Here is a 23,854-nt window from a genome sequence, read left to right on the forward strand (position 1 = left end):
TGGCGGCCGGTTCCGGTTCATTATGTATTGTCTGGGCCTTCTATAGCCTGCTTGTGCTTTCGGTACAACCCGCGAAATTGATGATAGCGAAGCCCCAGCAGAGCGGCAGCCTGTCTCTGGTTATGTTTTGCCCGCCGCATGGCCTCGGCAAGGTAGCGAACCTCAACGGCTTCCACCGCCTGGTGCAGGGGTTGAGAGAGGGTGGCCTGCCGACTCTCGGACGGAACCGGCGCGGGGCTGTCGTGTGCACGGGAAACGCCCGCGGGGGCGCTTGTGCGTTCTGCCGGTTGTGCCCATGGTGAGGCAAAGGGCGAAAGCGGCAGATCTGAAAGCTGTGTTCCCTGCCTGAAAACAGCGCGTTCCACGGTGTTCTTGAGCTCACGGATATTCCCCGGCCACGGGTGCCGGTGCAGGGCGGCGATGAATTTGTCCGAGAGTTCCGGCATGCCGGAAAGTCCCAGTTCTACGCACATGGAGGCGGCAAAGCGTTCTGCAAGCAGCTGAATATCCTCTCCCCGTTCGCGCAATGGCGGCAGGGTGAGCACTTCGAAGCTCAGCCTGTCCAGCAGGTCGGGCTTGAAAGTGCCTTGTGCTGCCATGGCGGGCAGGTCGGCATTGGTGGCGGCAATGATGCGCACATCAATCTGCACGGGCCGCGAGCCGCCCACACGTTGCATGGTGCCATATTCCACAACACGCAGAATGGCCTCCTGCATGCGCAATGGCATGGCGCCTATTTCATCCAGAAAGAGGGTGCCGCCGTCTGCCTGTTCAAAGCGCCCCGTCCTGCGCCCTGTCGCACCCGTAAAAGCACCGGCCTCATGGCCGAACAGTTCCGATTCCAGCAAAGATTCCGTCAGCGAGGCGCAGTTGACCGTGATCATGGGCTTTTGCCAGCGCGCCGAGAGATAGTGCAGGCGTGATGCTGCCAGTTCCTTGCCGGTGCCGCGTTCGCCGATGATGAGAATGGGGCGCTCAACGGTGGCGGCTCTGGAGAGCGTTTCCTGAAAGGAGAGGAAGGCGTCCGAGGTGCCCAGTGCCTCTGTGAGGGCCGGAGAGGTCATGCTGTCGTTCATGGCTTTGAATGGCATAAAGTGAGGTTATTTGCCACTGATTAGTATTTTATGCCACCAAGAAAATCCGTTTTTGTTCTATAAGTATAGTATAATCAGTATGTTATGGGGATAGCAACTTCTGGCACGGTTTCTGCCTATAGCAAGGTATCTCACGTAAACAAACAGGAGGCCGTTATGGGCGTTTTCACCCGTTTTCAGGATATTATCGCTTCCAACGTCGGTGCCATGCTGGACAAGGCGGAGAATCCGGAAAAGATGATCCGTATGATGATCCGTGAAATGGAAGAGACTCTGGTTGAACTGAAGGCCAACTGCGCCGGTACCATGGCGGAGTGCAAGCGTATCCGCCGTGAACGGGATAGTATTCTCGAGCTCGTGGCGAAGTGGGAACAGCGTGCCGAATTGGCTATTGCCAAGGGGCGCGAAGAACTTGCCCGCGAGGCGCTTATCGAAAAGCACCGCGAAACGGACAGGATTGAAGCCCTTGATCGCGAACTGGCCGGATGCGAAGCGCTTGTGGCGCAGGCGCAGGAAGATCTGGCCGTGCTGGAATCCAAGCTGAAGACCACCAAGGAAAAGCAGAGCCTTCTTGTGCAGCGTCAGGTGCATGCTGTTGTGCGCAAGCAGGCACGCATGGATGCCACCCGCGCCGAGGGCTACGACGCCGTGCGCCGTTTCGAGGAACTGGAACAGCGTGTCGAACGTATGGAAGCCGAGGCAGACGTGGCCGGTCTTCCACTGCGCAAGAGTTCACTCGATTCCCGTTTCAGTGAACTGGAAGGTTCCGAACAGGTTGAGCGTGAACTTGCAGCTCTGAAGGAACGTGTAGGCAAGGACCCCCGCGAAAACAGCTAGCGCTTGTCCGCAGTGCGCAGGTGGGGTACACAACAGAAAGTGGCGATATCTGGAAGGTAATCAATGCATATATTCGGAGCTGGCATGCCTCACGGTCCATTCTTTTTATTCTGGCTTATCATCCCCACGCTGTGCGTGTTTCTTGTCTTCAAGCTGCTGCGCGAGAGGCGCAGGCCGGAGAGTGAACCGCAGGCCATGGACGAAGCGCGCATGATTCAGGAAATGTATCGCTCCCTCGCCCGCATGGAGGAACGCATTGAGGTGCTGGAATCCCTGCTGCAGGAAAAGGAACGGAAGGATGGGTAGATATATGTACGGCAACCGTTCGGATCACGGACAGGGACACGGCTCCCGAAGCCGCCGTTGTACAGACAGGTTCTGCTCCGATCCGGGGCCCGGCGGATATCGGCACGATACCCGCGGCGAAGGTGAGTGGCACGATCATGAAGGCCGCAAGACGCTCTACCGCGCGCGTGATGGCAAGGTCATGGGCGTGTGCAAGGGGCTGGCCCGTTATTTCGACGTGCGCGTGCGCTACGTCCGGCTGGCATTCATCTTTGCAGCCATATTCACCGCCTTCTGGCCCGTGGCGATCATCTACGTGATGCTCGGCCTCATCGTGAAGCCTGAGCCCGTATATATGCCGCAGGATAATGCGGAGAAAGATTTCTACTCCGCATACGTTGGATCACGGTCCGAGGCTATTTCACGACTTCGTGACAAGTTTGACCGCATCGAAAAACGCATCCGCCGTATGGAAAACGTGGTGACCAGCAAGGAATATGACTGGGAACGACGGTTCCGGGACCATGCCTGATTGATAATGTTTGTATCAGAAAATGCAAAAAGCGCCGTTGATTGCCAACGGCGCTTTTTTATTACTGTGCAGGATATTCAAGTATGTTGTCCGATGGCATGGCCTGGATCAGATAGCCGTAACGATCAAGGAGCGCCCGGGTGATAAGGACTATCGGCTTTCCTTCAACCGCGTCTGCATGCAGCCGGTGAAAAGGCACTGAAGGCATGGTGGCTGACGGCGAAAAGATATCGGTCACTGCAAGAGGAGCTATTTGCCAGTTCGGGTGCTGCTTGAGAATAGGCTCGCCACAAACCTCAAATTCTTCGGGGCAGCAGAGCAGTGTGACCGGAGTTTCAGGCGCTTGCTGATGGAGGGTGACAATGTTCAATGCACGCCTGGCTTCTGTCAGCCATACATCCAGAAGGCCGCAGGTGAATTGCGCTTTCCCCTGGGATGACATGACCCCCGGATTATCAAGAGTCAGCTCATGCACTATTTGAAACAGGGGATAGCGCTCTTCGGGGTGTGAGGAAGGGTCAACTTCACGCGCAACCTTGAGCGCTTCACGCAGCTGCTGGATGCGTAACCGGATTTTGTGCTTTAGCAGGTTGTAGTTGATAGTTTCCCTGTGATTTGCCATTGCATCAAGACGTTTGCGGAAACGCTCCCTGTTAAAGTCCTGGCGTTGAAGGATGTGGTCTTCGTTTACAGGAATGAACATTTCCGGTGAAAGAATACCTGAGCTTGAGGCGTTGTAAAAACGCGTTCCCGCAGATTGCATTATCTCCTGTGCGAACATCTCTGCTTCAAAGGCTGTGGCAAAATATTGTAATGTCGTAGATACAGGGGTGTTGTTGATGTCGCATGTTATGAACTCGCCATTTTTTATTGCTGTAATGAACTCTTGTTCAACATGTGTGGCGTTATCAATTGCACCATCTGTGGTGTTATAATAGCAGGCATCTTTGTTCTGGTAGGACAGGTCGCTCCCGAAAACGTAAAGACTTTCAAGGTCAAGAGTTTCTGCTGCGCCAAGGCACAGTAGAAACGTACTCAGCCATGATTCTTTCGGTCTATAGCTGTTAGGAAGAACTTCCAGATCAAAGCTGTCTGTAAAGAATACTTGCCGGAAATTTTTGGCAAATCCGGAAATCGGGGCCAGAGAAAGTGACAGGAGTGTCGTATCCTGGAAATGCTGCTCAGGGAATAAGCGTTGCTGCAGGCAGTGGCAGTCAAGCTGGATTACAAGGTCAGGCTCTACCCCTTCCTGCAGAGCGAATCCGACGGTTCTTGAAATGCAGATGATTATGGCTTTTTCTGCAAGAGCCTTGAGCTTTCCGGTGATATTGCTGAGCGAGGGGCCAGGCATAAGCAGGATTGCGGGAAATCCTTTTCCCGCTTTGCGGATCTTGTCCGTCAAGGGATGTGTAAGTAGTAAATCCTGATTCCTGAGCTTGTTGATTTCATGGATGAAATCTTCTTTGCTTTCTTTTCGAAGGCCGAGATGGTCAGGGATTTGTACTGAATGCAAAGGGAGCCAGATGTACTTCATGAACCAGAAAGCCAGAAACCCTTGCAGAACTTTTACATTACGGCTGTGAGCATGGTAGGTGACCGAGTCGATATGCAGGGAGATTCCCGTTCCAAGTTCTGCAGCGGGGATATCCTTGATTTTGAGGATGTGCTGAGGAGTCGGTTCATAAATGACAAGGCACCTGTCACCCTCCCGTCGGCTATCGGCAGGAAGTGGGCCAATGGAAATGATGTAGTCTGTGGCTGGGCTTCCGCTAAGGGTATTAATGAAAGTGCGAAGGTGCATTTGAATCCTCTTTCGTTGTGAATCCCGCCCGTAATAGCTACTCGAAAGTTCGGGTTACGAAAAGTTCAGTATTGAAGAGAAGCGGATATGGTTCCACCATGTGTTGCCACGAGTACTATTCTATGTGTCTGACCGGATGCCCCGTAGATCGCGCAATGCTGTGCTTTTCCAGTATGGCGGCATAAATGCCCTTGTCGTGCAGCATGGCAAGGCCGTCGTTGAACATATCGCGCAGCTTCTTGCCCGTGTCTGTGGGATGGAAGGCAAGGTGCAGCGTGCTGGTCTGGTAGGGCGGTTCCATGTATTCCAGCGGTTTTCGTTCGGATGCGGGCAGGGAGTCCATCATCCGCTCGATGGTTTCCCGTGTATCAAGCATCAATTCTATGCGCCCCGTGACAAGCTTACGGTAGTTCATCAGTTCGTGGGGCGCCTCCTCCACGATGAAGGGGCCCTGCTTGCCCAGTGTGGCGGCATAGGATGTGTCCTTGACCACGCCTATGCGCCACGCAATGAGGTCATCCAGCTGTTTATAGGGTATCTGCATATCCTTCAGGCGGACAAACACAGAATCGACAGAGAGCATGGAATCGCTCAGGTAGTAGCGGCCCTTGTTGCGGGGGGAAGTGTAGACCGGCAGAAGGGCATCGGCTTCATGTCTGTCCATCATGTCAACGGCCCGTTGCCACGGGACGATGGAAAACTGCACGGCAAGTCCCTGCAGTTTGAAAGCTATTTCCGCCATCTCTGCCAGGGCTCCCTTGCCGACCATGTTGCTGGATGTATAGGGAACCCACTCGGTCATGACGATGTGCAGCTGACGCTGCCGTGCGTGAACTGCCTGCGGAGTGAAAAGCGCAATCAGCAATAGGGCGCAGCAGAACAGGCCGTAAAGCCGGAGGATATGGCGCGTACCCTCGGATGTTCTTTTCATATCAGGTGCTCCGTGCACATGGCAGTTACTGGGTAACAAGCCGGAAACGGATCAATTCTTCGCGGGTGAGAGGACGCTCGTCACCTTTGGGGGCGGCAGTCAGTGAGAACCAGTAAAAGTCTTCGGGAATGCCGTTTTCGCGCATCCATGTCAGATACCCGTAATGCAGGCTGTTGTGCCGCGGCAGGTCCACGCCGTAGTTGTCGCCGTCGAACCATGAACCCACTGCGATGTTGGCACCTGCATCGGCGCTGCGTTTCCATCCGGCAATGAAGAAGTCCATGGCGGCGGGGGCAACGTAGCCGCCGTCCGGCACGTGCACGGTAAGGCGGTAATCTCGTATCAGCCTTGCCGCATCCCGCAGTTCCCGGTAGCCGGTGGAGCCTGTCACGCGCTGCATGACAATGGTGCGCACATGGTCGTTTTCCGACATCAGGTCGATAATGGCGTTGGACGTGCTCCTGTCTATCATGCCCCGCATGACAGCCGTGTTGCCCTGCACCGTGAAGGTGGCAGAATCGTCATCAGCCACCGCGCCGTTGGAAGAGGCTCCCATGCATCCGGCAAGCAGGCTTGCGCCAATGAGAAAGGCAGAAACGACAACAGCCCGGATTGTGATCATTCGGGGAAACCGGCCGGAAGTAAACATTGTAAGGCTCCAGAAATGGCAAATTGATAAATCGGCGTGAGACTAGCGCAAAAACATAAAAACGCCAAGCCGCGATGAGGTAGATGAGGTATAGGTCAGGAGTTGAAAAAAGCGCCGTTCCCTGAAGAACGGCGCTCTGTTTTGCATGCGTAATCACTGATTTCAAAGCAATCTGTTACAGGCGTTCCACCACAAGGTTGCCCATGGTGTTGCAGCCGACCAGGCTCTTGCCTTCTTCCATGATGTCGCCGGTGCGGTAGCCTTCCTGCAGCACGCGCTGCACGGCATCTTCAATGGCTTGCGCTTCCTTGGAAAGGTTGAAGGCGTAACGCAGCATCATGGCTATAGACAGAATGGTCGCCAGCGGGTTGGCCTTGTTCTGGCCGGCGATGTCGGGAGCGGAACCGTGGATGGGTTCGTACAGACCGGGACCTTCCGAGCCGAGAGAGGCGGAAGGCAGCATGCCGATGGAACCGGTGATGACCGCAGCCTCGTCGGAAAGAATGTCGCCGAACAGGTTGCCGGTGACGATCACGTCAAACTGGTTGGGATTGCGCACCAGCTGCATGGCTGCGTTGTCCACGTACATGTGGGAAAGTTCGACCTCGGGGTATTCCTTGGCCACTTCTTCCACCACTTCGCGCCACAGGCGGGAAACTTCCAGTACGTTGGCCTTGTCCACGGAGCACAGGCGCTTGTCGCGCTTCATGGCTGCGTCAAAGGCCAGACGCGCAATGCGGCGCACTTCTTCCTCGTCGTACACCATGGTGTTGAAGGCGGTCATCTTGCCATCTCGCATTTCGCGGCCCACAGGCTGGCCGAAGTAAATGCCGCCGGTCAGTTCGCGCACCACCATCACGTCAATGCCGTCCTTCACGATGTCGGGACGCAGGAAGCAGGCCTTGGAAAGCTCGGGGAACAGCTTGGCAGGGCGCAGGTTCGCAAACAGGCCCAGCGCCTTGCGGATACCCAGCAGGCCCTTTTCGGGGCGCTGGTTGCCGGGCAGGGTGTCCCACTTGGGGCCGCCCACGGCGCCGAGCAGAATTGCATCGGCAGCCTTGCACTTGGCAACGGTTTCGTCAGGCAGGGGATTGCCCGTGGCGTCGATGGCCACACCGCCGATCAGCGCTTCGGAGTATTCAACCGTGTGCCCGAACTTGGCAGCTACCTTGTTCAGTACCGCCACCGCCTGTTCCACTATTTCGGGGCCTATGCCGTCGCCCGGCATCAGGCATATATTCATGTTCATGGTCTTCTTCCGTAATGGGAAATTTGTTTGTAATGGGGTGTTTTGTCTGCCTCCGGCGGCCAAAGGGGCAACCGCCCCTTTGGAAACCCTTTCACGTACTGACGCGACATCCGCGGAGTATTTATCTGCGGTACATGGGAAGAGGGGGCATGTGCGGGGGGCAGCCCCCCATCCTGTTGTCCTCTTCAGCATTCTGCAAAGCCGTGCTTGGCATCGCAGGTACGGCGCATCTCGCTGTCAGGGGTGCAGGGGGATTATCCCCCTGCTCGTCGAAGGCAAAAAAACACGTAAAATCACAACCGCTTCTTCATCAACCTACGCGTTCAGCTTTTCCTTCACATAGGGAATAAGGCCGCCCTTGGTGAGGAACTCGCGCATGAACTCGGGCAGCGGAGGATACTTGATCTCGGCACCCGTGGTCTTGTTGCTGATAACGCCCTTTTCCACGTCGAGGGCAATCTCGTCGCGGTCGCTGATCTTGCTGATGTCGTCGCCCACTTCAATGAGCAGCAGGCCCATGTTGAAGCTGTTGCGGTAGAAGATGCGCGCAAAGGAATGTGCAACAACCACGGGAATGCCGGCGCCCAGAATGGAGAGCGGGGCATGTTCGCGTGAAGAGCCGCAGCCGAAGTTCACGCCGCCGACCATGATGTCGCCTTCTTTCACGCGCTTGACCCAGCCTGCTTCGAGACCTTCCATGCAGTTGGCTCCCAGCTCCTTCACATCGGTGGTGACGAGGAAGCGGGCGGGGATGATGGCGTCGGTGTCGATATGGTCACCGACCTTGTGGGCAGTACCCTGATAAATCATGATATAAACTCCTCTTGGTGTTTCGCCGTTCCCGTATTGTGCGGTGCGGGCGAAACAACGGATGATACATCGCTAACGCGGGGTGCCGTGCCGGGCTGAGGGCAGATTTCTCTCCGCCGTAGGCCAAGGGGCACTCCCGCCGGTGGTTCCTACAGCTTGCGCGGGTCGGCGATTTCGCCGGCAATGGCGGATGCCGCAGCCACGCAGGGGCTGGAGAGGTACACTTCCGACTCAAGGCTGCCCATGCGGCCTCTGAAGTTGCGGTTGGTGGTGGCAATGGCCACTTCACCGTCCGCCAGAATGCCCATGTGGCCGCCGAGGCAGGGACCGCAGGTGGCTGGGCCGACAATGCAGCCTGCATCCATGAAGGTTTCGATGAGGCCTTCCTTCAGTGCCTGCTTCCAGATGCCGGGGGTGGCGGGCAGGATGATGGCGCGCACATGCTTGGCAACCTTGCGGCCCTTGAAGATGGCGGCGGCTTCACGCAGGTCGCTGATGCGGCCGTTGGTGCACGAGCCCACAACCACCTGATTGACGCGCACGTTCTTCACGTCTTCAACGGGCTTCACGTTTTCGGGCAGGTGCGGGCAGGCAATCTGCGGAGACATGCCGGAAACATCGAAGCGCACCACGCGTTCATACACGGCACCGGCGTCTGCGGTCATGGGGCTGTCGTTGCGGCCGCGGGCAGAGGTGTAGGCGATGGTCTTTTCATCCACGGGGAACAGGCCGCACTTGCCGCCTGCTTCAATGGCCATGTTGGCAATGCACATGCGGCCTTCAACGTCGAGAGCGTCCACCACGGGGCCGCCGAATTCGAGGGCCTTGTAGAGCGCGCCGGCAACGCCGATTTCGCCGATGAGCTTGAGGATAAGGTCTTTTGCGCCCACATAGGCGGGCATGGTGCCGCTGTATTCCACCTTGATGGTCGGGGGCACCTTGAACCAGGTGCTGCCAAGCGCCATGGCACCTGCAACGTCGGTGGAGCCGAGACCGGTCGCAAATGCGCCGAGGCCGCCGTAGGTGCAGGTGTGGGAGTCTGCGCCCACCACGATGTCGCCGGGACCCACAAGGCCCAGTTCAGGCAGCAGGGCGTGTTCCACGCCACAGTCGCCGCCTTCGTAGTAGTGGGTAATGTTCTGCTCTTCGGCGAACTCGCGTACGCCCTTCACCTGAATGGCGGACTCGATGTCCTTCTGGGGGGTGAAGTGGTCCATGACCAGTGCCACGCGGTCTTTGTCAAATACCTTCTTTGCGCCCATGGCGCGGAAGGACTTGATGGCCAGCGGTGCGGTGATGTCGTTGGCCAGGGCCAGCGAGATATTGCACTGGACAATCTGTCCTGCCTCGGTGATCTGCTGGTCGGTATGCTTCTGCAGAACCTTCTGCACGAGGGTATGAGCCATCCTATTTGTCCTCCTGTTCCTTCTTGGCGAGCCGGTTGAGCGCGTTCAGATAGGCGCGCGCACTGGCTACGATAATATCGGGGGCGGAACCGCGTCCCACGGTTTCCTTGCCATTTTCTTCAAGGCGTACGGTTACTTCGCCCTGCGCATCGCTGCCGCCGGTAATGGCGTTCACCGAGTAGCGCTTGAGTTGCGGATTGCGTCCCACAATCTGGGCAATGGCGTTGAACACCGCATCAATGGGGCCGACACCGAAGGTGGTGTGCTGCCTGTCTTCACCGTTCACTTCCATGACCACGGCAGAGGAGGGCGGCACGCCCACGTCGCTGGCCTGCACGGAAAGGTGCTTCAGGCGGTAGTTGTCCGGAATGCGGAAAACCTCTTCGAGGATGATGGCTTCCACATCCTCATCGTATACCTTTTCCTTCTTGTCTGCGAGGCCCTTGATGGCTTCGAACACGACCTGAATCTGTTCGTCATCCAGCCTGTAGCCGAGCTCTTCCACCTTGCCCTTGATGGCGTTGCGGCCGGAGTGCTTGCCGAGCACGATCTCGGTTTTCAGGCGGCCGACGGATTCGGGCGTCATGATCTCGTAGGTTTCGCGGTTCTTGAGCATGCCGTCCTGATGGATGCCGGATTCATGCGCGAAGGCGTTGGGGCCCACGATGGCCTTGTAGGGCGGAATGGGCTGGCCGATGATCATGGAGAGCAGGCGGCAGGTGGGGAAGAGCTGCTCGGTCTGGATGCGGTTTTCCAGCTGGTAGTAGCCGGAGCGGGTGCGCATGGCCATGATCACTTCTTCCAGCGAGGCGTTGCCTGCACGTTCGCCTATGCCGCTGATGGTCACCTCTGCCTGCCGTGCGCCTGCCTTGAGCGCGGCCAGCGTGTTGGCAACGGCAAGGCCGAGGTCGTTGTGGCAGTGCACGCTGAAGATGGCCTTGTGGCTGTTGGAAGCCTTGTTCATGACGTAGGAGATCATCTCGCCGAATTCCTGAGGCTGGGCATAGCCCACGGTATCGGGAATATTGATGGTGGTGGCACCTGCATCAATGGCGGTTTCCACCACGCGGGCGAGAAAATCCCAGTCGGAGCGCGAGGCGTCTTCGGCCGAGAATTCCACGTTCGAGGTGTAGTTGGCCGCGCGCTTGACTGCCTCGCGGGCCATTTCGATCACCTGCTCCGGCGACTTGCGCAGCTTGTACTGCATGTGCACGGGGCTGGTGGCGACAAAAGTGTGAATGCGGGGATCGGCCGCGCCTTTGATGGCTTCCCAGCAGCGGTCGATGTCCGGCTGGATGGCACGGCAAAGGCCCGCCACCTGCACGTCCTTGATGGTCTCTGCAATGGCCTTTACGGCTTCAAAATCGCCCTGGCTGGCGGCAGGGAATCCGGCTTCCATGATGTCTACGCCAAGAATTTCCAACTGGCGTGCGAGACGGATCTTCTCGCGGATGTTCATGGTTGCACCGGGGGACTGCTCGCCATCACGCAGGGTGGTATCGAAGATGAAAACCTTGTCAGACATGATTATGCTCCTGTTATGCGGCGCGCGCCGCGTCTGCTGTTCGTGGATTCGGGAATTTGAGACGATCCTTCATCCGGCGTGGGCCGGAAGATCAGGATAGTCGCAGGTTCGCGAATTGCCTGACGAACGACAGATGATGCAGTTGTCTGAAATCGATAGTTACGACTGCGTGTGCCATGAGGTTGCTCCTATGGCCTTGTGCGGACCTGTTCCGCGTTCTGTCGGTGCTCCGTTAGCCTAGGGGCCGACGGAGTATACACAAAAATGGTAAATGGAGAAGTGGAGAGCGACTACTCGCTATGACCTGTGGATAGGTCACCTAGTAGCTTGGAGGAGCGCCGGGATAGGAAGAGGAAGGTGTAAATCGGACCGGAAATGATGTAACCGGCGATCACCAAAAATCCCAGCAGCTTGGGCTCACTGATAATGAGCACGAAGAGGAGGATGGCAGAAACCATCGAGCTGAATGGATGGGCCTTGAGGAACCCGTATTCCTTGAAGGAGGCGTAGCGCACGCGGCTGACCATGAGGAAAGCGGCTACGAACGTGGTGCCGAGGGCAAACGCGGGGAAGTAGGGCGCAAAGCCTTCGGGCAGGTATGGTGCAAAGAACACCATGGTGGCCAGAGTACAGCCCCCTGCGGGAGAGGGCAGGCCGATAAAGAATTTTTTGGGCGTTACAGCGGTGGAAACGTTGAACCGCGCAAGCCGCAGAGCGCCGCAGGCGGCGAAAAGGAATGCCACGGCAATGCCGAGGCGACCGAAGGCGTGCAACTGCCACTGATACATCATGAATGCGGGAATAACGCAGAAGGCGGAGCAGTCGGCCAAAGAGTCGTACTGCACCCCGAATTCACTGGCGGTATTGGTCAGGCGGGCTACCTTTCCGTCCAGTCCGTCCATGAGGGCGGAGAACAGAATGGCTACGGCGCACATCTCGAAATTGCCATCAGCCGCCCAAATCATTCCCATGAAGCCGGAGAAAAGGCTTGCAGTGGTGAAGAGATTCGGGAGGATGTAAACGCTCTTTCGAGGAGTTTTGCGCTGTTCGCTCATGCCGTTTGCCAAAATATCCGTAAGAAGTTGCTCTGTTTAATTGCCGTTTTCGGTCTTGCGCTGCGCCAGAACGGACTGGCCTGCAAACACTTGTTCGCCGATGCGCACAGTGGAAACATAGTCGTCCGGCAGATAAAGGTCAACCCGTGAACCGAATTTGATCATTCCGAAACGTTCTCCGCGGCCGAGGCCTTCGCCTTCTTCAACGCGGCACACAATGCGGCGGGCGATAAGACCGGCTATCTGCACCATGGTCCAGTGTCTGCCTTCAGCGTCCTGCAGATTGTAGGCGCAGCGTTCGTTGTCGGTGCTTGCCTTATCCCATGCGGCGTTCAGGTATTTGCCGGGGTGGTACTTGATTCCGGCCACCGTGGCTTCCACGGGGGAGCGGTTCACATGCACGCTGAACACGTTCATGAAAACGCAGATGCACTGGCGGGGTTCGCCGGTGAACGGGTCGGGCATGTGCTGAATCTTGATGATCTTGCCGTCTGCGGGGCTGACTGCCAGACCGGGGGCCGAAGGTACCACGCGTTCCGGATCGCGGAAGAAGTGGAGGCAGAACCAGAACAGAACAAGAAACACGATGGTAAGGGGCCACCAGCCAAGCAGAGCGAAGGTAAGCGTGGCGAGACCGGTCAGTGCCAGCGAGGGTACTCCCTCGGGGGTAAGTCCTATGGATGCCTTGCGCATTGTGTATTGCATGCCGGGTTGATCCGGTCTTTGTTTGCGGAAAATGCCGTTGTTTTTGTAAGGGTCATGCTTCCAGTGTCGCTATGGATAGACGAAATCAACCCGAAAGGCAATCCTTTCGCCCGGTTCTCCTTCCGGCTGGAAGGGGCCGGGGGGGGGAGTGCCGTTATTTCGTGTTACCGCCCGTGCCGAAAAGAGGGCGGCTGCACGCAGTCGGCCCATTGCCGTAAGCAGGGGTATCCTCTGCCAGCCGGTGTGTACTTCCCTGTTAAAAAAACGCCGTGTGGGTACCTGCCATTTCCGGCGGCCTGCGCCAGCGGTGACCCGCGTTCACGAGAAGTGCGTCAGCCGCTTCCGGTCCCCAGCTTCCGGCGGGGTACCGGTGCAGGGGACAGCGTTCCGGCCTGCGCCGCCACATGTCCAGCACGGGGTCTATGAGCCGCCATGCCGCTTCAACGCCTTCTGACGACCAGAAGAGTGTGCGGTCACCCTGCATGCAGTCGAGCAGCAGCCGTTCATACGCATTGGGCGGGGTAACGCCGAACACTTCCTGATACTTGAAGGAGAGTGACATGGACGACATGCACGACTTGGGACCGGGCTGTTTGGTCTGAATGGTCAGGTCAATGCCTTCGTCAGGCTGGATTTTCAGGACCAGCACATTGGCGGGCATCTGCGCTTTTGATGTCATGCCGAACATGGAGTAGGGCACGCGTTTGAACGTGACCGCGATTTCAGAAACCTTGCGCTGCAGCCCTTTGCCGGAGCGCAGGTAGAAAGGCACCCCCTGCCATCGCCAGTTATCGATAAGCAGCCGTGCCGCCACATAGGTTTCCGTTTCGGAATCCTGTGCCACGCCGCGCTCTCTGCGGTAATCGGGCAGGGCAGAATGTGCCGTGCGGGTGCCGGTCTGGGTATTGGGCAGGATATTGGGCGGACCAGCCATGTATTGCCCGCGGACGATCCAGTTGGCAGGGTCATCCTCCGGCCACGGGCGGATGGAGCGCAGCAGTTTGGTGCGCTCTTCCCGCACCCTTTCCGCCTGAAAGGATATGGGCGGCTCCATGGCGGTTATGGCCAGCATCTGCAGCATGTGATTCTGGAACATGTCGCGCAGGCATCCCGCCTTGTCGTAATAGCCGCCGCGGTGTTCCACGCCTATGGATTCCAGCGCGGAAATCTGGATGTGATCGATGTAGCTTCGGTTCCAGAGCGGCTCGAATATGGCATTGGCAAAGCGGAACATGAGCACGGACTGCACGGTCTCCTTGCCGAGATAATGGTCCATGCGGAAAATCTGGTGCGGGGCAAGCACCTTGCCGAGTCGGGCGTCCAGCCGCAGAGCGGATTGCAGGTCGTGTCCGAAGGGTTTTTCAAAGACCACGCGCGCCCAGGGTTTATGGTCCTGACCTTCTGATGTCATGCCCGCCTGTGCGAGCCGTTCCACCACCTCGGGGTGCAGTTCGGGCGGCAGCGCCAGATAGAAAAGGCGGTTGCCCGAAGAATCGAAATCGAGATCGCATACGGAACAACGACCGGCCAGCTTTTCATAGGCGGCAGGGTCATCATAGCTGCCCGATGTGTAGCGGCACATGGCGAGAAAGGCGTTCAGCGTGTCCGCCGGTTGTTCGCCGTGGGCGTCTGTAATGGCCTCCCGCATGCGTTCCCTGAATACTTCGTCGGTCATTTCAGAGCGGGCAAAGCCGAGAATGTAGAACCGTGGCGGCAGCAGGCGGCGCAAGGCAAGACCATACAGGGCGGGAATGAGTTTGCGGTGCACAAGATCGCCGGATGCGCCGAACACGATGATGCCGCAATCCTCAACGGGCTGTTCGGCGCAGACGTTGGGATGGTTGAGAGCGTATTCCAGATTCATGGAGCGATCCTTGTTATTTCTTTACGGCGTGTCCGCCGAACTCGTTGCGCAGGGCCGCGAGCACGCGGTTGGAAAAGGCATTGTCCTGCCGTGAGGCAAACCGGCGGTAAAGCGCTTGCGCCAGCACGGGCGCGGCTACACCGTGATGCACGGTTTCCAGCACGGTCCAGCGGCCTTCGCCGGAATCTTCCACATATCCCTTGAGTCCGGCAAGGTCAGGGTCCTTGGCAAGGGCGCTGTCCAGCAGTTCCAGCAGCCACGAGCGGACCACGCTGCCTCTGTTCCACAGGGCGGCTATGCCCTGCAGATCCAGATTTTCAAAGGGACCGCTCTTCATCAGTTCAAACCCTTCACCGTAGGCTTCCATCAGAGCATATTCAATGCCGTTGTGCACCATCTTGACGAAGTGGCCGGATCCGACCGGCCCTACATGCTTCCAGCCTTGTTCCGGTGCCAGAGCGTTGAGCGCGGGGGCAATGCGCATGATGTGTTCTGCCTCGCCGCCCACCATGGTGCAATAGCCAATCTCAAGCCCCCAGATGCCGCCGGAAACCCCTGCGTCCACGTAGCCGATATCCTTGGCCGCCAGCAGCGCGGCGTTGGCGGCATCATCCCGCCAGTAGGAGTTGCCGCCTTCCACCACAAGGTCTCCGGGGGCGAGAATGGTGGAAAGCTCCTCAATCATGCTTTTTGTGACATCTCCGGCGGGCAGCATGCACCAGACCACCCTCGGAGCCTTGAGCATGTCGCACAGGGCCTCGAGCGATTCCGCGCCCCGTGCGCCTTCGTCCTGCATCTGCCGCACCTTGTCGGCCGAGCGGTTCCATACCACCACATCGTGCCCGCCCTTGAGCAGGCGGCGGGCCATGTTCATGCCCATTCTTCCGAGTCCTACCATGGCTATCTGCATGAATTACTTCCTGTGTTAGCTGTTGGTTCCGCAGCGGGTTGCAGCCGCGGCGGGAGAATTCAGAATACATGGTACAACAGGCGCAGAAACGTGGCAACGTGGCGTGTTTTCATGGGGCGCAAATCCGTCGTTTTCCTGCTCGGAATTTCCTGCTACCTTGCCCCGTATGGTCATTGCAGTACTCTCCGATATTCATGGCAATCTTGAAGCCTTTCAAAGCGTGCTTGCGGATATGGACGCACAGGTGCCGCCGCCTGCGGAGATCTTATCGCTCGGCGACAATCTCGGCTATGGTCCTGACCCGGAAGCCTGTGTGCAGCTCGTGCGCGAGCGGGGCATTCATTCCGTCATGGGCAATCATGAGCTCGGCGTTGCCCGTTCGAAATACCGCAGCTGGTTCAATTCCCAGTCACGTGAGGCTTTGCAGCGCACATGCGAGCTGGTGAGCCCGGAAACAGTGGATTACATTGCGGGTCTGCCCATGGCGCTGTCAAAGCATGATGCCCTGTTTGTGCATGGCCTGCCGCCGGATTCCGCGCTCAAGTATCTGTACGAGCTGGATTCAAAGCAGATTCAGGCGCTTTTCGGCACTTTCAACGAATCCATCGCCTTTATCGGGCACACGCACGAGCTTGAGCTTGTGGAACTGGAGCCGGACGGTATTTTCCGTCGTCCTCTGGTTGAAGGACTGCATTGTCTGGACAGGAACACACGCTATATTGTGAACATCGGGGCGGTGGGACAGCCGCGTGACGGCGACCGCAGGGCCAAATACGTGCTCTGGGATACGGAAACGTGGGAACTGCAAGTACGCTTTATCAAGTACGACGTGCAGACCACGGTCAAGAAATTCAAGGAAGCCGGCATGCCGCAGCGCTATGCCGAACGGCTTCTGTAATCCATATTGTCGGTACTCTCATGAAAATTGGCCGGTACGAAGTGCGCGGGCTGCTCGGCAGGGGCGGCATGGGCGCGGTTTACAAGGTTGCGCAGCCTGTGACGGGCCGCATTGCGGCGCTCAAGTTGCTGCGGCCCGCAGATATTCTCGAAGACCATGTGGGGCTGGAATCCCTTGCCGCCAAGTTCGAGAAGGAAGCGACCATGATGGCCTCGCTGGATCATCCCAACATCGCCTCGGTGTGGGATTATGATACGGCGTATGTGGCAGGGGCCACACGGCCCTTTTTCGTCATGGAATATTATTGCCTGAACCTCGGCATGCTCATGGGCGAAATTTACAGGGTGGAAGCTCCCACCCGAAGGCTGCCGCTGGAGCGGGCCGTATCGTATGCGCTGCAGACCCTTGATGCGCTCGACCGCATGCATCATGCGGGTGTGGTGCACCGTGATGTGAAGCCCTTCAACATCATGATCACGGGCCATGACGAGGTGAAACTCATAGATTTCGGCCTGTCCCGGCTGCGGGGTGAGACGCCGGGCATGGAACCGGGCAATGTGAAGGTGGGCTCGCCATATTATGCCCCGCCCGAGCAGGAGCACGACCCTGACGGCGTGGACGGCAGGGCGGACCTGTACCCCGTGGGCATCATGCTCTACCGCATGCTGACCGGTGTACTGCCCAACGATGAAGAACTTCTTGCGCAGCACGGCGGGACCATTCCTGCAGCGAGCAGCTACAGCGAAGACCTTGACGATGCGTGGGATGCCTTTTTCATCCGCGCCACAGCACCGGACCCCGCCGACAGATTTGCCGATGCCCGCGCCATGGCGGCGGAACTTGCCCGCCTGCGTGACAGATGGCGGGCCAGAATCCGCAGCGTATGCAGCCTGCTGGATGATGAGGGCATTGTTTCCCCCCCGTGCGTGGCAGATGCTCTGCGTGCCGAACCCTGCAAGGCAGGGGTGGGCAGCGCGCGGGAGCGCTTCGGGCTGGATGAGCTGTGGCGGCCCCGTTGCATGGGCCGGCCTTCTCAGGTTGTCGGGCAGCTAGCGGATAAAGGAGATGGCACCGTGCTGGATGCCGCATCGCGCCGTATGTGGCAGAAGCAGGGCAGCGATTATCCCCTTACGTGGCCGGAAGCCGGAGACTATGTGGCATGGCTCAACGAAACTGCCTATGCCGGACACAGCGACTGGCGCCTGCCCACGGTTGATGAGCTAGCCACCATCATGGAAGAGCCGCCCATGCTCGGCGGTTACTGCATGGCTTCGGTGTTCCGCGACGGGGCAGAGAATGCCTCGGGATCCGGTTCCGTGTACGATGCCTCACGCGACTCGCTCTGGACGTGTGACCGGAAGTCGTATATGGCGGCATGGTTCGTAAGTACGACAATGGGCTTTGTCGGGTGGCAGGACGATACCTGCCGCTTTGGCGTGCGCGCGGTGCGAACCGTGGCGTGACGCACCCCATTTTTCCCGTTCACGCCTGTTCCGGTCCGGCCTGCAAGTATTTGAGGCCACGACCTGTTCCGGTTCAACCGGTTTTTCGCAGTGCATGTCGGTTCATTTCAGTTGGCACCGATATGTCGGGCAGAAGGCCGGTGATGCCGGAAAAGGCTCTGCGGGTCACTCCGTTTCGCCAAGAGCGGACGGATCAGAGAAGAAAGGAGACCGTCATGGGTCATACCATACAGAGAGAATGCACACGTTGCGGCACCTGTTGTGCCAAGGGCGGCCCCGCCCTGCACGCGGAAGACCTGCCCCGTCTGGAAAAGGGCGCTTTCGGCCGCAAGGATCTTATCACCTTCCGTCGCGGCGAACTGATGCGCGACCAGATTTCCGGCGAGCTCAAGCCCCTTGAGCAGGAAATCGTCAAGCTGCGCGGCCGCGACAGCAAGACCTGGACCTGCCGTTTTCTGAATATCGTGGATCATCTGTGCTTCATATATAATGATCGTCCTGCGGAATGCCGCGCACTGGACTGCTGGAATCCCGAAGAAATCACTGCCATGTACGACAAGGGGCGTCTGACCCGTATGGACATTGTGGGTGAGGAATCCGGCGTGGCAGAGCTTATCCGGGTGCATGAGGAAAAGTGCGCCTACGACAAGCTTGAGCGCCACGCAGCCGCCTTTGACGACAGCGCAGAAACCCGCGAAGCCTTTGCGGAAGCCGTGCGCTTTGACATGGCGTTCCGCGCCGTGGTCTGCGACAAGGCAGGCATTCCGCACGAGGAGCTGGAATTTTTCTTTGGCCGCACGCTGGCGGATACCGCCCACATGTTCGGTCTGAAGGTGACCGTCACTGACGAAGGTCCGCTCGTTGAGCGCGAGGCCGGTTGTGAAACAGGTTGCGCGGCAGCCTAGGCCCGCATGAATCCCCGGCTGTTCCCCGCAAGGAGAGGCGGCCCCGACAAGGAGTGACTATGTATATCGTAACCGGAGGCGCAGGATTCATCGGCAGCGCCATGGTATGGAAGCTCAACGAGATGGGCATCACCGACATCGTGGTGGTGGACAATCTCGCCAGCACGGAAAAGTGGAAGAACCTCGTCAACCGCACCTACGTGGACTACCTGCACCGCGATGCCTTTCTCGATCTGGTGCTGCACGATGAGATGCCCTGGGACGTAACCGCCATCATCCACATGGGCGCGTGTTCCTCCACCACGGAGCGGGATGCCGACTTCCTGATGGACAACAACCTGCGCTACACCAAGGCCATGTGCGAATACGCGCTTGAGCACGATGCCCGCTTCATCAATGCCAGCTCGGCTGCCACCTATGGTGACGGCGCACTGGGATTTGAAGATTCCGTGGATTCCATGTTCCGACTCAAGCCTTTGAACATGTACGGATACTCCAAGCAGCTCTTTGATCTCTGGGCGCACCGCGAGGGCGTGCTGGACCGTCTGGCCAGCCTGAAGTTCTTCAACGTTTACGGCCCGAACGAATACCACAAGGGCAACATGATGAGCGTTGTCTGCAAGGCGTTTTCGCAGATCGGCGAAACCGGCAAGATGAAGCTCTTCAAGTCTTACCATCCCGATTACACGGACGGCGGCCAGAAGCGCGACTTCGTGTACGTGAAGGACTGCGTGGACGCCATGTGGTGGCTGCTTGAGAACCCGCAGGCCAACGGGCTGTTCAACATCGGCACCGGCACTGCCCGCGAATGGAACGACCTTGCGCGTTCGGTGTTCGCCGCCATGGGCAAGGAGCCGGTCATCGAATACACCGAGATGCCCGAAGAACTGCGCGGCAAGTACCAGTATTTCACCGAAGCGCCCATGCAGCGCCTGAAGGCTGCCGGATGCCCTGTAACCTTCCGCAGTCTTGAAGACGGCGCACGCGACTATGTGCAGAACTATCTGGCACAGGCCGACCCGTACCTGTAAAATGGGTTGTCCATTGTGAAAGCAAAAGGCCGTTCATGTGAACGGCCTTTTTTATTGATATTGTCTGCTACTGCGGTAGCGGCAGGCTGAGCGTAAGGGTGAGAATGCCTTCTTCCTGCGCCACACTGAGCAGGCCCCCCACGTCCTTGGCCAGCCGGTAGGCTACGGCAAGGCCGCGCGAAGGACCGGCCTCTTCAAAGGGCATGAGCATCTGTTCACGGTCAAGGGTGATGCTGGTGTGCAGCGGCGCGCTGACCGCAAGGTGCTGGTGCCCGGGGGTTTCGAAGCTGCGCAGGGTTATGATTTCGCCTGCGGCCATCTGCAGCGCCGCGTTGGTGATGAGGTTTATGCCTATCTGGGTGAGCAGGTCATGGTCTGACAGCAGCGGAGAGAGTTCTGTGCACAGGTCCATCTGCGGAACAATGCGGTCCCGTGCCAGCTTGGGGCGCATCATGTCGGCGCAGAATTTCAGGATGCCGTTCAGGGAGCATTCCGCCACGGTCACCGTGACCGGAGTCAGGTATTCCTTCACGCGGTCAAGCTGCTGCTCAAGGCGTGCGGCTTCCTGCAGGATGATCCCTGTCTCCTGAATGTCCGGATACTTTGCCTGCATGCGTCGGGCAAATCCGCCGAGCGCAAAGATGGGATTGCGAAATTCGTGTGCTATTTCGTCGGCCATGGCCCCGAGTGTGTGCAGTTTGGCCCGCTGCACCAGCATTTTGTCCAGAAAGGCGCGTTCGGTCACGTCCGTGAGTACGCCTTCCATGCGTCCTGCAAACCCAGTCTCTTCATCGGGCGGGAGAATGCTGATGGATTTTGCCTGCAGCTGCACGGGGTAGCCGTTCTTGTGCTGGAAGCGGAATTCCTGAAAAAAGGGTGTGCCGGGGTTGGAAAAGGCGTTTGCAAAGGCGTTCTGCACGGCGGTCCGCTCGGCTGCATGCACATTGCCGAGCAGCCAGTCCGGTTCGGAAAGGGCTATCTCGGGCGGGTAGCCCAGTACGGACGCGCTGGTAGTGTTCATGAACTCCAGCTCCAGCCTGCCATTCAGGGAAAAGACCACAACGGGCAGGCTCTGCACCAGATTGTAGTAGCGGCTTTCTGCAATGGTCACACGTTCCTTCAGGGACTTCAGCTCCAGACAGTTGCGCACTGTCTTTTCCAGCATGTCCATGTTGACGATGGGTTTGGTGATGTAATCCCACGCGCCTGATTTGAACGCGGCAATGGCATCATCTATCTCGGCCCGGCCGGAAACGATGATCACGGGCGTGTTGGGCGATTCTCCGGTCATCATTTCCAGCAGTTTGTTGCCTTCTATGCCCGGTATGCCGAGATCAAGCAGCACCACATCCGGTGCTTCCTCGCGGAAAATCTGCAGGCCCGTGAGCCCGTTGTCCGTCTGCAGCACGTTGAATCCGGCGTCTTCCAGCCAATAGGCAATGGAATCACGCACGACCGGATCGTCTTCCACTGTGAGCACACTGTGAGTGGTGGTTCCGTTTTCCGGAAGATGTATCGCCTGCGATTCCGACTGCATGAAGGGCCTCTTTACACTCGAATGGTGCCGCACCGGGCGGCTATTCTGCAACAGTAGCACAATACGGCATGGCCGCCAATGATCAGGGGATGCTTCGCTTGATAATCTGCATGCTGCTACCGTTTATTTAGCCCTTGCGCTTGAAAAGCTTCTCCAGCGCATCAATGTCGAATTGCACTACGGCGGGTCTTCCGTGCGGGCAGTAGGTACGGTCAGGCGTCTTGAGCCACTGGGCAATAAGTCCTGCGGCCTCGTCCGGAGTGAGCTTCTGCCGGGCCTTGATGGCGCTCTTGCAGGCCATGAGCGCCCACATGTCTTCCATGGACTGCACCTGACCCGAGAGCACCTCGCGCAGAAACTCGCGTGCCTCTGACTGGCTGAGGGATGCGGGAATACCTTTGACGCGCAGCGAGCCGCCGCCTTCCGTCTGCAGAGAAAAGCCCATTTCGCCCAGTTCTGTCCACATTTCCTGCAGGCGCGCCAATTCGGACGAATGCAGCGGCAGGCTCATGGGAATGGCCAGCAGCTGCGAAAGCCCCTGCGAGGCATCGCGCAGAATGCGTTGATACAGGATGCGCTCATGCACGGCGTGCTGGTCCAGCAGCACCAGCTTGTCGCGGCCCTGCCGGACCACAAGATAGGTATCGCCGATCTGGCCCATGTAGGTCAGGTCGCCGATGCGCATGGCGGTTTCGCCTTCGGTGAACGAGGTATCAGTCTGCGCCGGAGAGTCTGGATCGTGCTGTGCGTATGCTGGTTCGTCTGTCTCATGTCCGGCTCGATACTCGGCCCCATGCCCGGCCTGATGTCCTGCCTGTTGTCCTGCCTGTTGTCCGGCCTGCTGTCCGTCTTGCGGCGCGGCCTGATGTAAATTGTGTTGGCTGGCCTCAGATGCTTCGCCCTGCATATGGTGTGCGGCAGGGGCGGCCATCGGTTCCCGTACGGGCATGGCGGCAGGGGCCATGTCTCGGCGCACTCCCGGCGTCTGGACAAATTCCGTGTGCGTTGCGGGTGAAGGGGTGCCGCGTTGCGGCATGACGGAGCGATCGTCCATGCTGCCCCAGAAACCGATAGGCTTGGTGGCCGGGCCGCGACCCGTTTCCTGCGTCCCCTGCGATCCCTGTGTTCGGGCATGAGCCTGATCCCGTTCCGGACCATGCGACTGCCGCTGTGCGAACGCGGAAGAAGGTGCGCCCATGTCGTCTGCACTCTGTGCAGGATCGCCCACAAAAGGGTCCTGACCCGCCTGTACGGGCTCCAGCGTGGTCAGGGTTTCCAGAGCCTGTTCCACGGCGCGGCGAACAGCCATGTACACAGCATTTTCATCGCGGAAGCGCACTTCGTTCTTGGCGGGGTGTACGTTGGCATCCACCCACTCGGGGTCGAGTTCAAGGAACAGGGCCACCTGTGGATATTCCTTGCTGAGCAGGCGTCCCTTGTAGGCATCGCGCGTGGCGCGCAGCATGAGCCTGTCGTTCACGGCGCGGCCGTTCACCCAGAAGAGCATGCGGTCCGCGCGGGGCTGGGCCTTTTGCGGATGGCCTGCCAGACCATAGGCGCGGTAGCCCTGTCGGATGTGGTCAAAGGGGAGCATCTCGTCAGTGATGGCAGGCGGCCACAGTACGGCAAGCCGGTCGCGCAGCGTCTGGTTGGCAGGAAAACGCCATACCTCACGCTTGCCTATGGAAAACGTCATGCCCACATCGGGGCGTGCGAGGGCAAGGCGGGCAAGCAGGTCCTGACAACGCTTTGCCTCCGTGCTCTGCGTTTTGAGAAATTTGAGGCGCGCGGGCACGTTGCCGAAGAGGTTGCGAATTTCCACCAGCGTTCCGCGGTGCAGGGCTGCGGGGCCCTGTTCCTGCACCACGCCATGCAGCACGGATATCTGGTAAGCGTCGGAAGGTACGCCGGCAACGCCGGAATCCGGTGCGGAGGTAATGCGGAAGCTGGAAACCGAAGCGATGGAGGGCAGTGCCTCGCCACGAAAACCGTAGCTGCCAATGCGCATGAGTTCGTCAAGGTCATAGACCTTGCTGGTGGCGTGGCGGGTTACGGCCAGTTCCAGTTCTTCCTGCGGAATGCCGGAACCGTTGTCGCGGACCATGATGAGGGTCTGGCCGCCGTCTTCAATGGTCACGTCTACGTGGGTGGCACCGGCGTCGATGCTGTTTTCCACCAGCTCCTTGATGACGGATGCGGGGCGCTCAACCACTTCGCCTGCAGCTATCTGGTTCTTCAGTTCCGGAGGCAGGGCCTTTATCTTGCGTCGTTGGGCCGGGGGCGTCGTATGCTCGGTAGTCATTGTATATTCTGTATTTTCGCCTGCAAATCGTCATGACAGCGGGGCGGTGTATGCATATAATGAAA

21 protein-coding genes are annotated in these 23,854 nt (G+C 58.4%); 7 read left to right on the top strand and 14 right to left on the bottom strand.

Features of this window, described 5'->3' with window-relative positions; translation table 11 throughout:
* Window positions 1–20: 20 nt before the first annotated feature.
* Entirely contained in the window at window positions 21–1,064 is a 1,044-nt protein-coding gene (gene pspF / locus HUV30_RS04640; RefSeq protein WP_243452071.1) for a phage shock protein operon transcriptional activator, read from the bottom strand.
* A 186-nt stretch (window positions 1,065–1,250) separates the two neighbouring features.
* On the opposite strand from pspF, the gene pspA reads away from it, so the two are divergent.
* The 3 genes from pspA to pspC all read left to right on the top strand — a co-directional run bounded on the left by pspA (window position 1,251) and on the right by pspC (window position 2,748).
* Window positions 1,251–1,931: a phage shock protein PspA gene (gene pspA, locus HUV30_RS04645; RefSeq protein ID WP_174404263.1), complete on the top strand. Its 681-nt coding sequence runs from the start codon at window positions 1,251–1,253 to the stop codon at window positions 1,929–1,931.
* Between the two features lie 84 nt (window positions 1,932–2,015).
* Window positions 2,016–2,237 (top strand): hypothetical protein, encoded by a 222-nt coding sequence (locus HUV30_RS04650; protein WP_174404264.1) that lies wholly within the window; start codon window positions 2,016–2,018, stop codon window positions 2,235–2,237.
* The gene (gene pspC / locus HUV30_RS04655; protein WP_243452072.1) at window positions 2,230–2,748 is read left to right on the top strand and encodes an envelope stress response membrane protein PspC; all 519 of its coding nucleotides are present in this window, start codon (window positions 2,230–2,232) and stop codon (window positions 2,746–2,748) included. The genes HUV30_RS04650 and pspC overlap by 8 nt, the downstream gene beginning before the upstream one ends.
* 61 nt (window positions 2,749–2,809) lie before the next feature.
* Here pspC and HUV30_RS04660 read toward each other — a convergent pair whose 3' ends face one another.
* The 11 genes from HUV30_RS04660 to gnd form a co-directional block, all read right to left on the bottom strand.
* Window positions 2,810–4,549, bottom strand: a complete 1,740-nt coding sequence (locus tag HUV30_RS04660; protein WP_174404265.1) for a 6-hydroxymethylpterin diphosphokinase MptE-like protein — start codon at window positions 4,547–4,549, stop codon at window positions 2,810–2,812.
* 115 nt (window positions 4,550–4,664) lie between these two features.
* Window positions 4,665–5,480 (bottom strand): substrate-binding periplasmic protein, encoded by an 816-nt coding sequence (locus tag HUV30_RS04665; protein ID WP_174404266.1) that lies wholly within the window; start codon window positions 5,478–5,480, stop codon window positions 4,665–4,667.
* Window positions 5,481–5,505: 25 nt separating this feature from the next.
* The gene (locus HUV30_RS04670; RefSeq protein WP_174404267.1) at window positions 5,506–6,102 is read right to left on the bottom strand and encodes a hypothetical protein; all 597 of its coding nucleotides are present in this window, start codon (window positions 6,100–6,102) and stop codon (window positions 5,506–5,508) included.
* Between the two features lie 202 nt (window positions 6,103–6,304).
* A complete protein-coding gene (leuB, locus tag HUV30_RS04675; RefSeq protein ID WP_174404268.1) occupies window positions 6,305–7,378 on the bottom strand; it encodes a 3-isopropylmalate dehydrogenase in 1,074 nt (357 codons plus the stop codon).
* A gap of 315 nt (window positions 7,379–7,693) precedes the next feature.
* Entirely contained in the window at window positions 7,694–8,188 is a 495-nt protein-coding gene (locus tag HUV30_RS04680; RefSeq protein ID WP_174404269.1) for a 3-isopropylmalate dehydratase small subunit, read from the bottom strand.
* A 149-nt stretch (window positions 8,189–8,337) separates the two neighbouring features.
* The gene (gene leuC, locus HUV30_RS04685) at window positions 8,338–9,594 is read right to left on the bottom strand and encodes a 3-isopropylmalate dehydratase large subunit (RefSeq protein ID WP_174404270.1); all 1,257 of its coding nucleotides are present in this window, start codon (window positions 9,592–9,594) and stop codon (window positions 8,338–8,340) included.
* A gap of 1 nt (window position 9,595) precedes the next feature.
* Window positions 9,596–11,119: a 2-isopropylmalate synthase gene (locus HUV30_RS04690; RefSeq protein ID WP_174404271.1), complete on the bottom strand. Its 1,524-nt coding sequence runs from the start codon at window positions 11,117–11,119 to the stop codon at window positions 9,596–9,598.
* 290 nt (window positions 11,120–11,409) lie between these two features.
* A complete protein-coding gene (gene pssA, locus HUV30_RS04695) occupies window positions 11,410–12,174 on the bottom strand; it encodes a CDP-diacylglycerol--serine O-phosphatidyltransferase (protein WP_174404272.1) in 765 nt (254 codons plus the stop codon).
* Window positions 12,175–12,210: 36 nt separating this feature from the next.
* Window positions 12,211–12,867: a phosphatidylserine decarboxylase family protein gene (locus HUV30_RS04700; protein ID WP_174404682.1), complete on the bottom strand. Its 657-nt coding sequence runs from the start codon at window positions 12,865–12,867 to the stop codon at window positions 12,211–12,213.
* A gap of 268 nt (window positions 12,868–13,135) precedes the next feature.
* Entirely contained in the window at window positions 13,136–14,743 is a 1,608-nt protein-coding gene (gene zwf, locus HUV30_RS04705; protein WP_174404273.1) for a glucose-6-phosphate dehydrogenase, read from the bottom strand.
* Window positions 14,744–14,756: 13 nt separating this feature from the next.
* A complete protein-coding gene (gene gnd / locus HUV30_RS04710) occupies window positions 14,757–15,653 on the bottom strand; it encodes a phosphogluconate dehydrogenase (NAD(+)-dependent, decarboxylating) (RefSeq protein WP_174404274.1) in 897 nt (298 codons plus the stop codon).
* A gap of 166 nt (window positions 15,654–15,819) precedes the next feature.
* Between gnd and HUV30_RS04715 the strand changes: the two genes are divergently transcribed.
* From HUV30_RS04715 to rfaD, 4 genes are all read left to right on the top strand, one after another.
* Entirely contained in the window at window positions 15,820–16,551 is a 732-nt protein-coding gene (locus tag HUV30_RS04715) for a metallophosphoesterase family protein (RefSeq protein ID WP_174404275.1), read from the top strand.
* A gap of 20 nt (window positions 16,552–16,571) precedes the next feature.
* The gene (locus HUV30_RS04720; RefSeq protein WP_174404276.1) at window positions 16,572–18,014 is read left to right on the top strand and encodes a protein kinase domain-containing protein; all 1,443 of its coding nucleotides are present in this window, start codon (window positions 16,572–16,574) and stop codon (window positions 18,012–18,014) included.
* 215 nt (window positions 18,015–18,229) lie between these two features.
* Window positions 18,230–18,919, top strand: a complete 690-nt coding sequence (locus tag HUV30_RS04725; RefSeq protein ID WP_174404277.1) for a YkgJ family cysteine cluster protein — start codon at window positions 18,230–18,232, stop codon at window positions 18,917–18,919.
* A gap of 59 nt (window positions 18,920–18,978) precedes the next feature.
* Window positions 18,979–19,950, top strand: coding sequence for an ADP-glyceromanno-heptose 6-epimerase (rfaD, locus tag HUV30_RS04730; protein WP_174404278.1), 972 nt, complete (start codon window positions 18,979–18,981; stop codon window positions 19,948–19,950).
* Between the two features lie 67 nt (window positions 19,951–20,017).
* Here the strand turns inward: rfaD and HUV30_RS04735 are convergent, their stop codons facing one another.
* Together HUV30_RS04735 and mutL are read right to left on the bottom strand one after the other, a co-directional pair.
* Window positions 20,018–21,487 (bottom strand): response regulator, encoded by a 1,470-nt coding sequence (locus tag HUV30_RS04735; RefSeq protein WP_174404279.1) that lies wholly within the window; start codon window positions 21,485–21,487, stop codon window positions 20,018–20,020.
* 127 nt (window positions 21,488–21,614) lie between these two features.
* Window positions 21,615–23,789 (bottom strand): DNA mismatch repair endonuclease MutL, encoded by a 2,175-nt coding sequence (mutL, locus tag HUV30_RS04740; RefSeq protein ID WP_174404280.1) that lies wholly within the window; start codon window positions 23,787–23,789, stop codon window positions 21,615–21,617.
* Between the last annotated feature and the right edge of the window lie 65 nt (window positions 23,790–23,854).

Source organism: Desulfovibrio subterraneus, assembly GCF_013340285.1.
GTDB classification, from domain to species: Bacteria; Desulfobacterota; Desulfovibrionia; order Desulfovibrionales; family Desulfovibrionaceae; genus Halodesulfovibrio; species Halodesulfovibrio subterraneus.

Coding starts and splice junctions, on each gene's coding strand:
- HUV30_RS04660 (WP_174404265.1), bottom strand. CDS start 4,549: ATGCACCTTCGCACTTTCATTAATACCCTTAGCGGAAGCCCAGCCACA.
- HUV30_RS04690 (WP_174404271.1), bottom strand. CDS start 11,119: ATGTCTGACAAGGTTTTCATCTTCGATACCACCCTGCGTGATGGCGAG.
- HUV30_RS04700 (WP_174404682.1), bottom strand. CDS start 12,867: ATGCGCAAGGCATCCATAGGACTTACCCCCGAGGGAGTACCCTCGCTG.
- HUV30_RS04680 (WP_174404269.1), bottom strand. CDS start 8,188: ATGATTTATCAGGGTACTGCCCACAAGGTCGGTGACCATATCGACACC.
- gnd (WP_174404274.1), bottom strand. CDS start 15,653: ATGCAGATAGCCATGGTAGGACTCGGAAGAATGGGCATGAACATGGCC.
- pspA (WP_174404263.1), top strand. CDS start 1,251: ATGGGCGTTTTCACCCGTTTTCAGGATATTATCGCTTCCAACGTCGGT.
- rfaD (WP_174404278.1), top strand. CDS start 18,979: ATGTATATCGTAACCGGAGGCGCAGGATTCATCGGCAGCGCCATGGTA.
- leuC (WP_174404270.1), bottom strand. CDS start 9,594: ATGGCTCATACCCTCGTGCAGAAGGTTCTGCAGAAGCATACCGACCAG.
- pspF (WP_243452071.1), bottom strand. CDS start 1,064: ATGACCTCTCCGGCCCTCACAGAGGCACTGGGCACCTCGGACGCCTTC.
- HUV30_RS04650 (WP_174404264.1), top strand. CDS start 2,016: ATGCCTCACGGTCCATTCTTTTTATTCTGGCTTATCATCCCCACGCTG.
- HUV30_RS04715 (WP_174404275.1), top strand. CDS start 15,820: ATGGTCATTGCAGTACTCTCCGATATTCATGGCAATCTTGAAGCCTTT.
- HUV30_RS04670 (WP_174404267.1), bottom strand. CDS start 6,102: ATGATCACAATCCGGGCTGTTGTCGTTTCTGCCTTTCTCATTGGCGCA.
- pspC (WP_243452072.1), top strand. CDS start 2,230: ATGGGTAGATATATGTACGGCAACCGTTCGGATCACGGACAGGGACAC.
- HUV30_RS04665 (WP_174404266.1), bottom strand. CDS start 5,480: ATGAAAAGAACATCCGAGGGTACGCGCCATATCCTCCGGCTTTACGGC.
- mutL (WP_174404280.1), bottom strand. CDS start 23,789: ATGACTACCGAGCATACGACGCCCCCGGCCCAACGACGCAAGATAAAG.
- HUV30_RS04735 (WP_174404279.1), bottom strand. CDS start 21,487: ATGCAGTCGGAATCGCAGGCGATACATCTTCCGGAAAACGGAACCACC.
- leuB (WP_174404268.1), bottom strand. CDS start 7,378: ATGAACATGAATATATGCCTGATGCCGGGCGACGGCATAGGCCCCGAA.
- zwf (WP_174404273.1), bottom strand. CDS start 14,743: ATGAATCTGGAATACGCTCTCAACCATCCCAACGTCTGCGCCGAACAG.
- HUV30_RS04725 (WP_174404277.1), top strand. CDS start 18,230: ATGGGTCATACCATACAGAGAGAATGCACACGTTGCGGCACCTGTTGT.
- pssA (WP_174404272.1), bottom strand. CDS start 12,174: ATGAGCGAACAGCGCAAAACTCCTCGAAAGAGCGTTTACATCCTCCCG.
- HUV30_RS04720 (WP_174404276.1), top strand. CDS start 16,572: ATGAAAATTGGCCGGTACGAAGTGCGCGGGCTGCTCGGCAGGGGCGGC.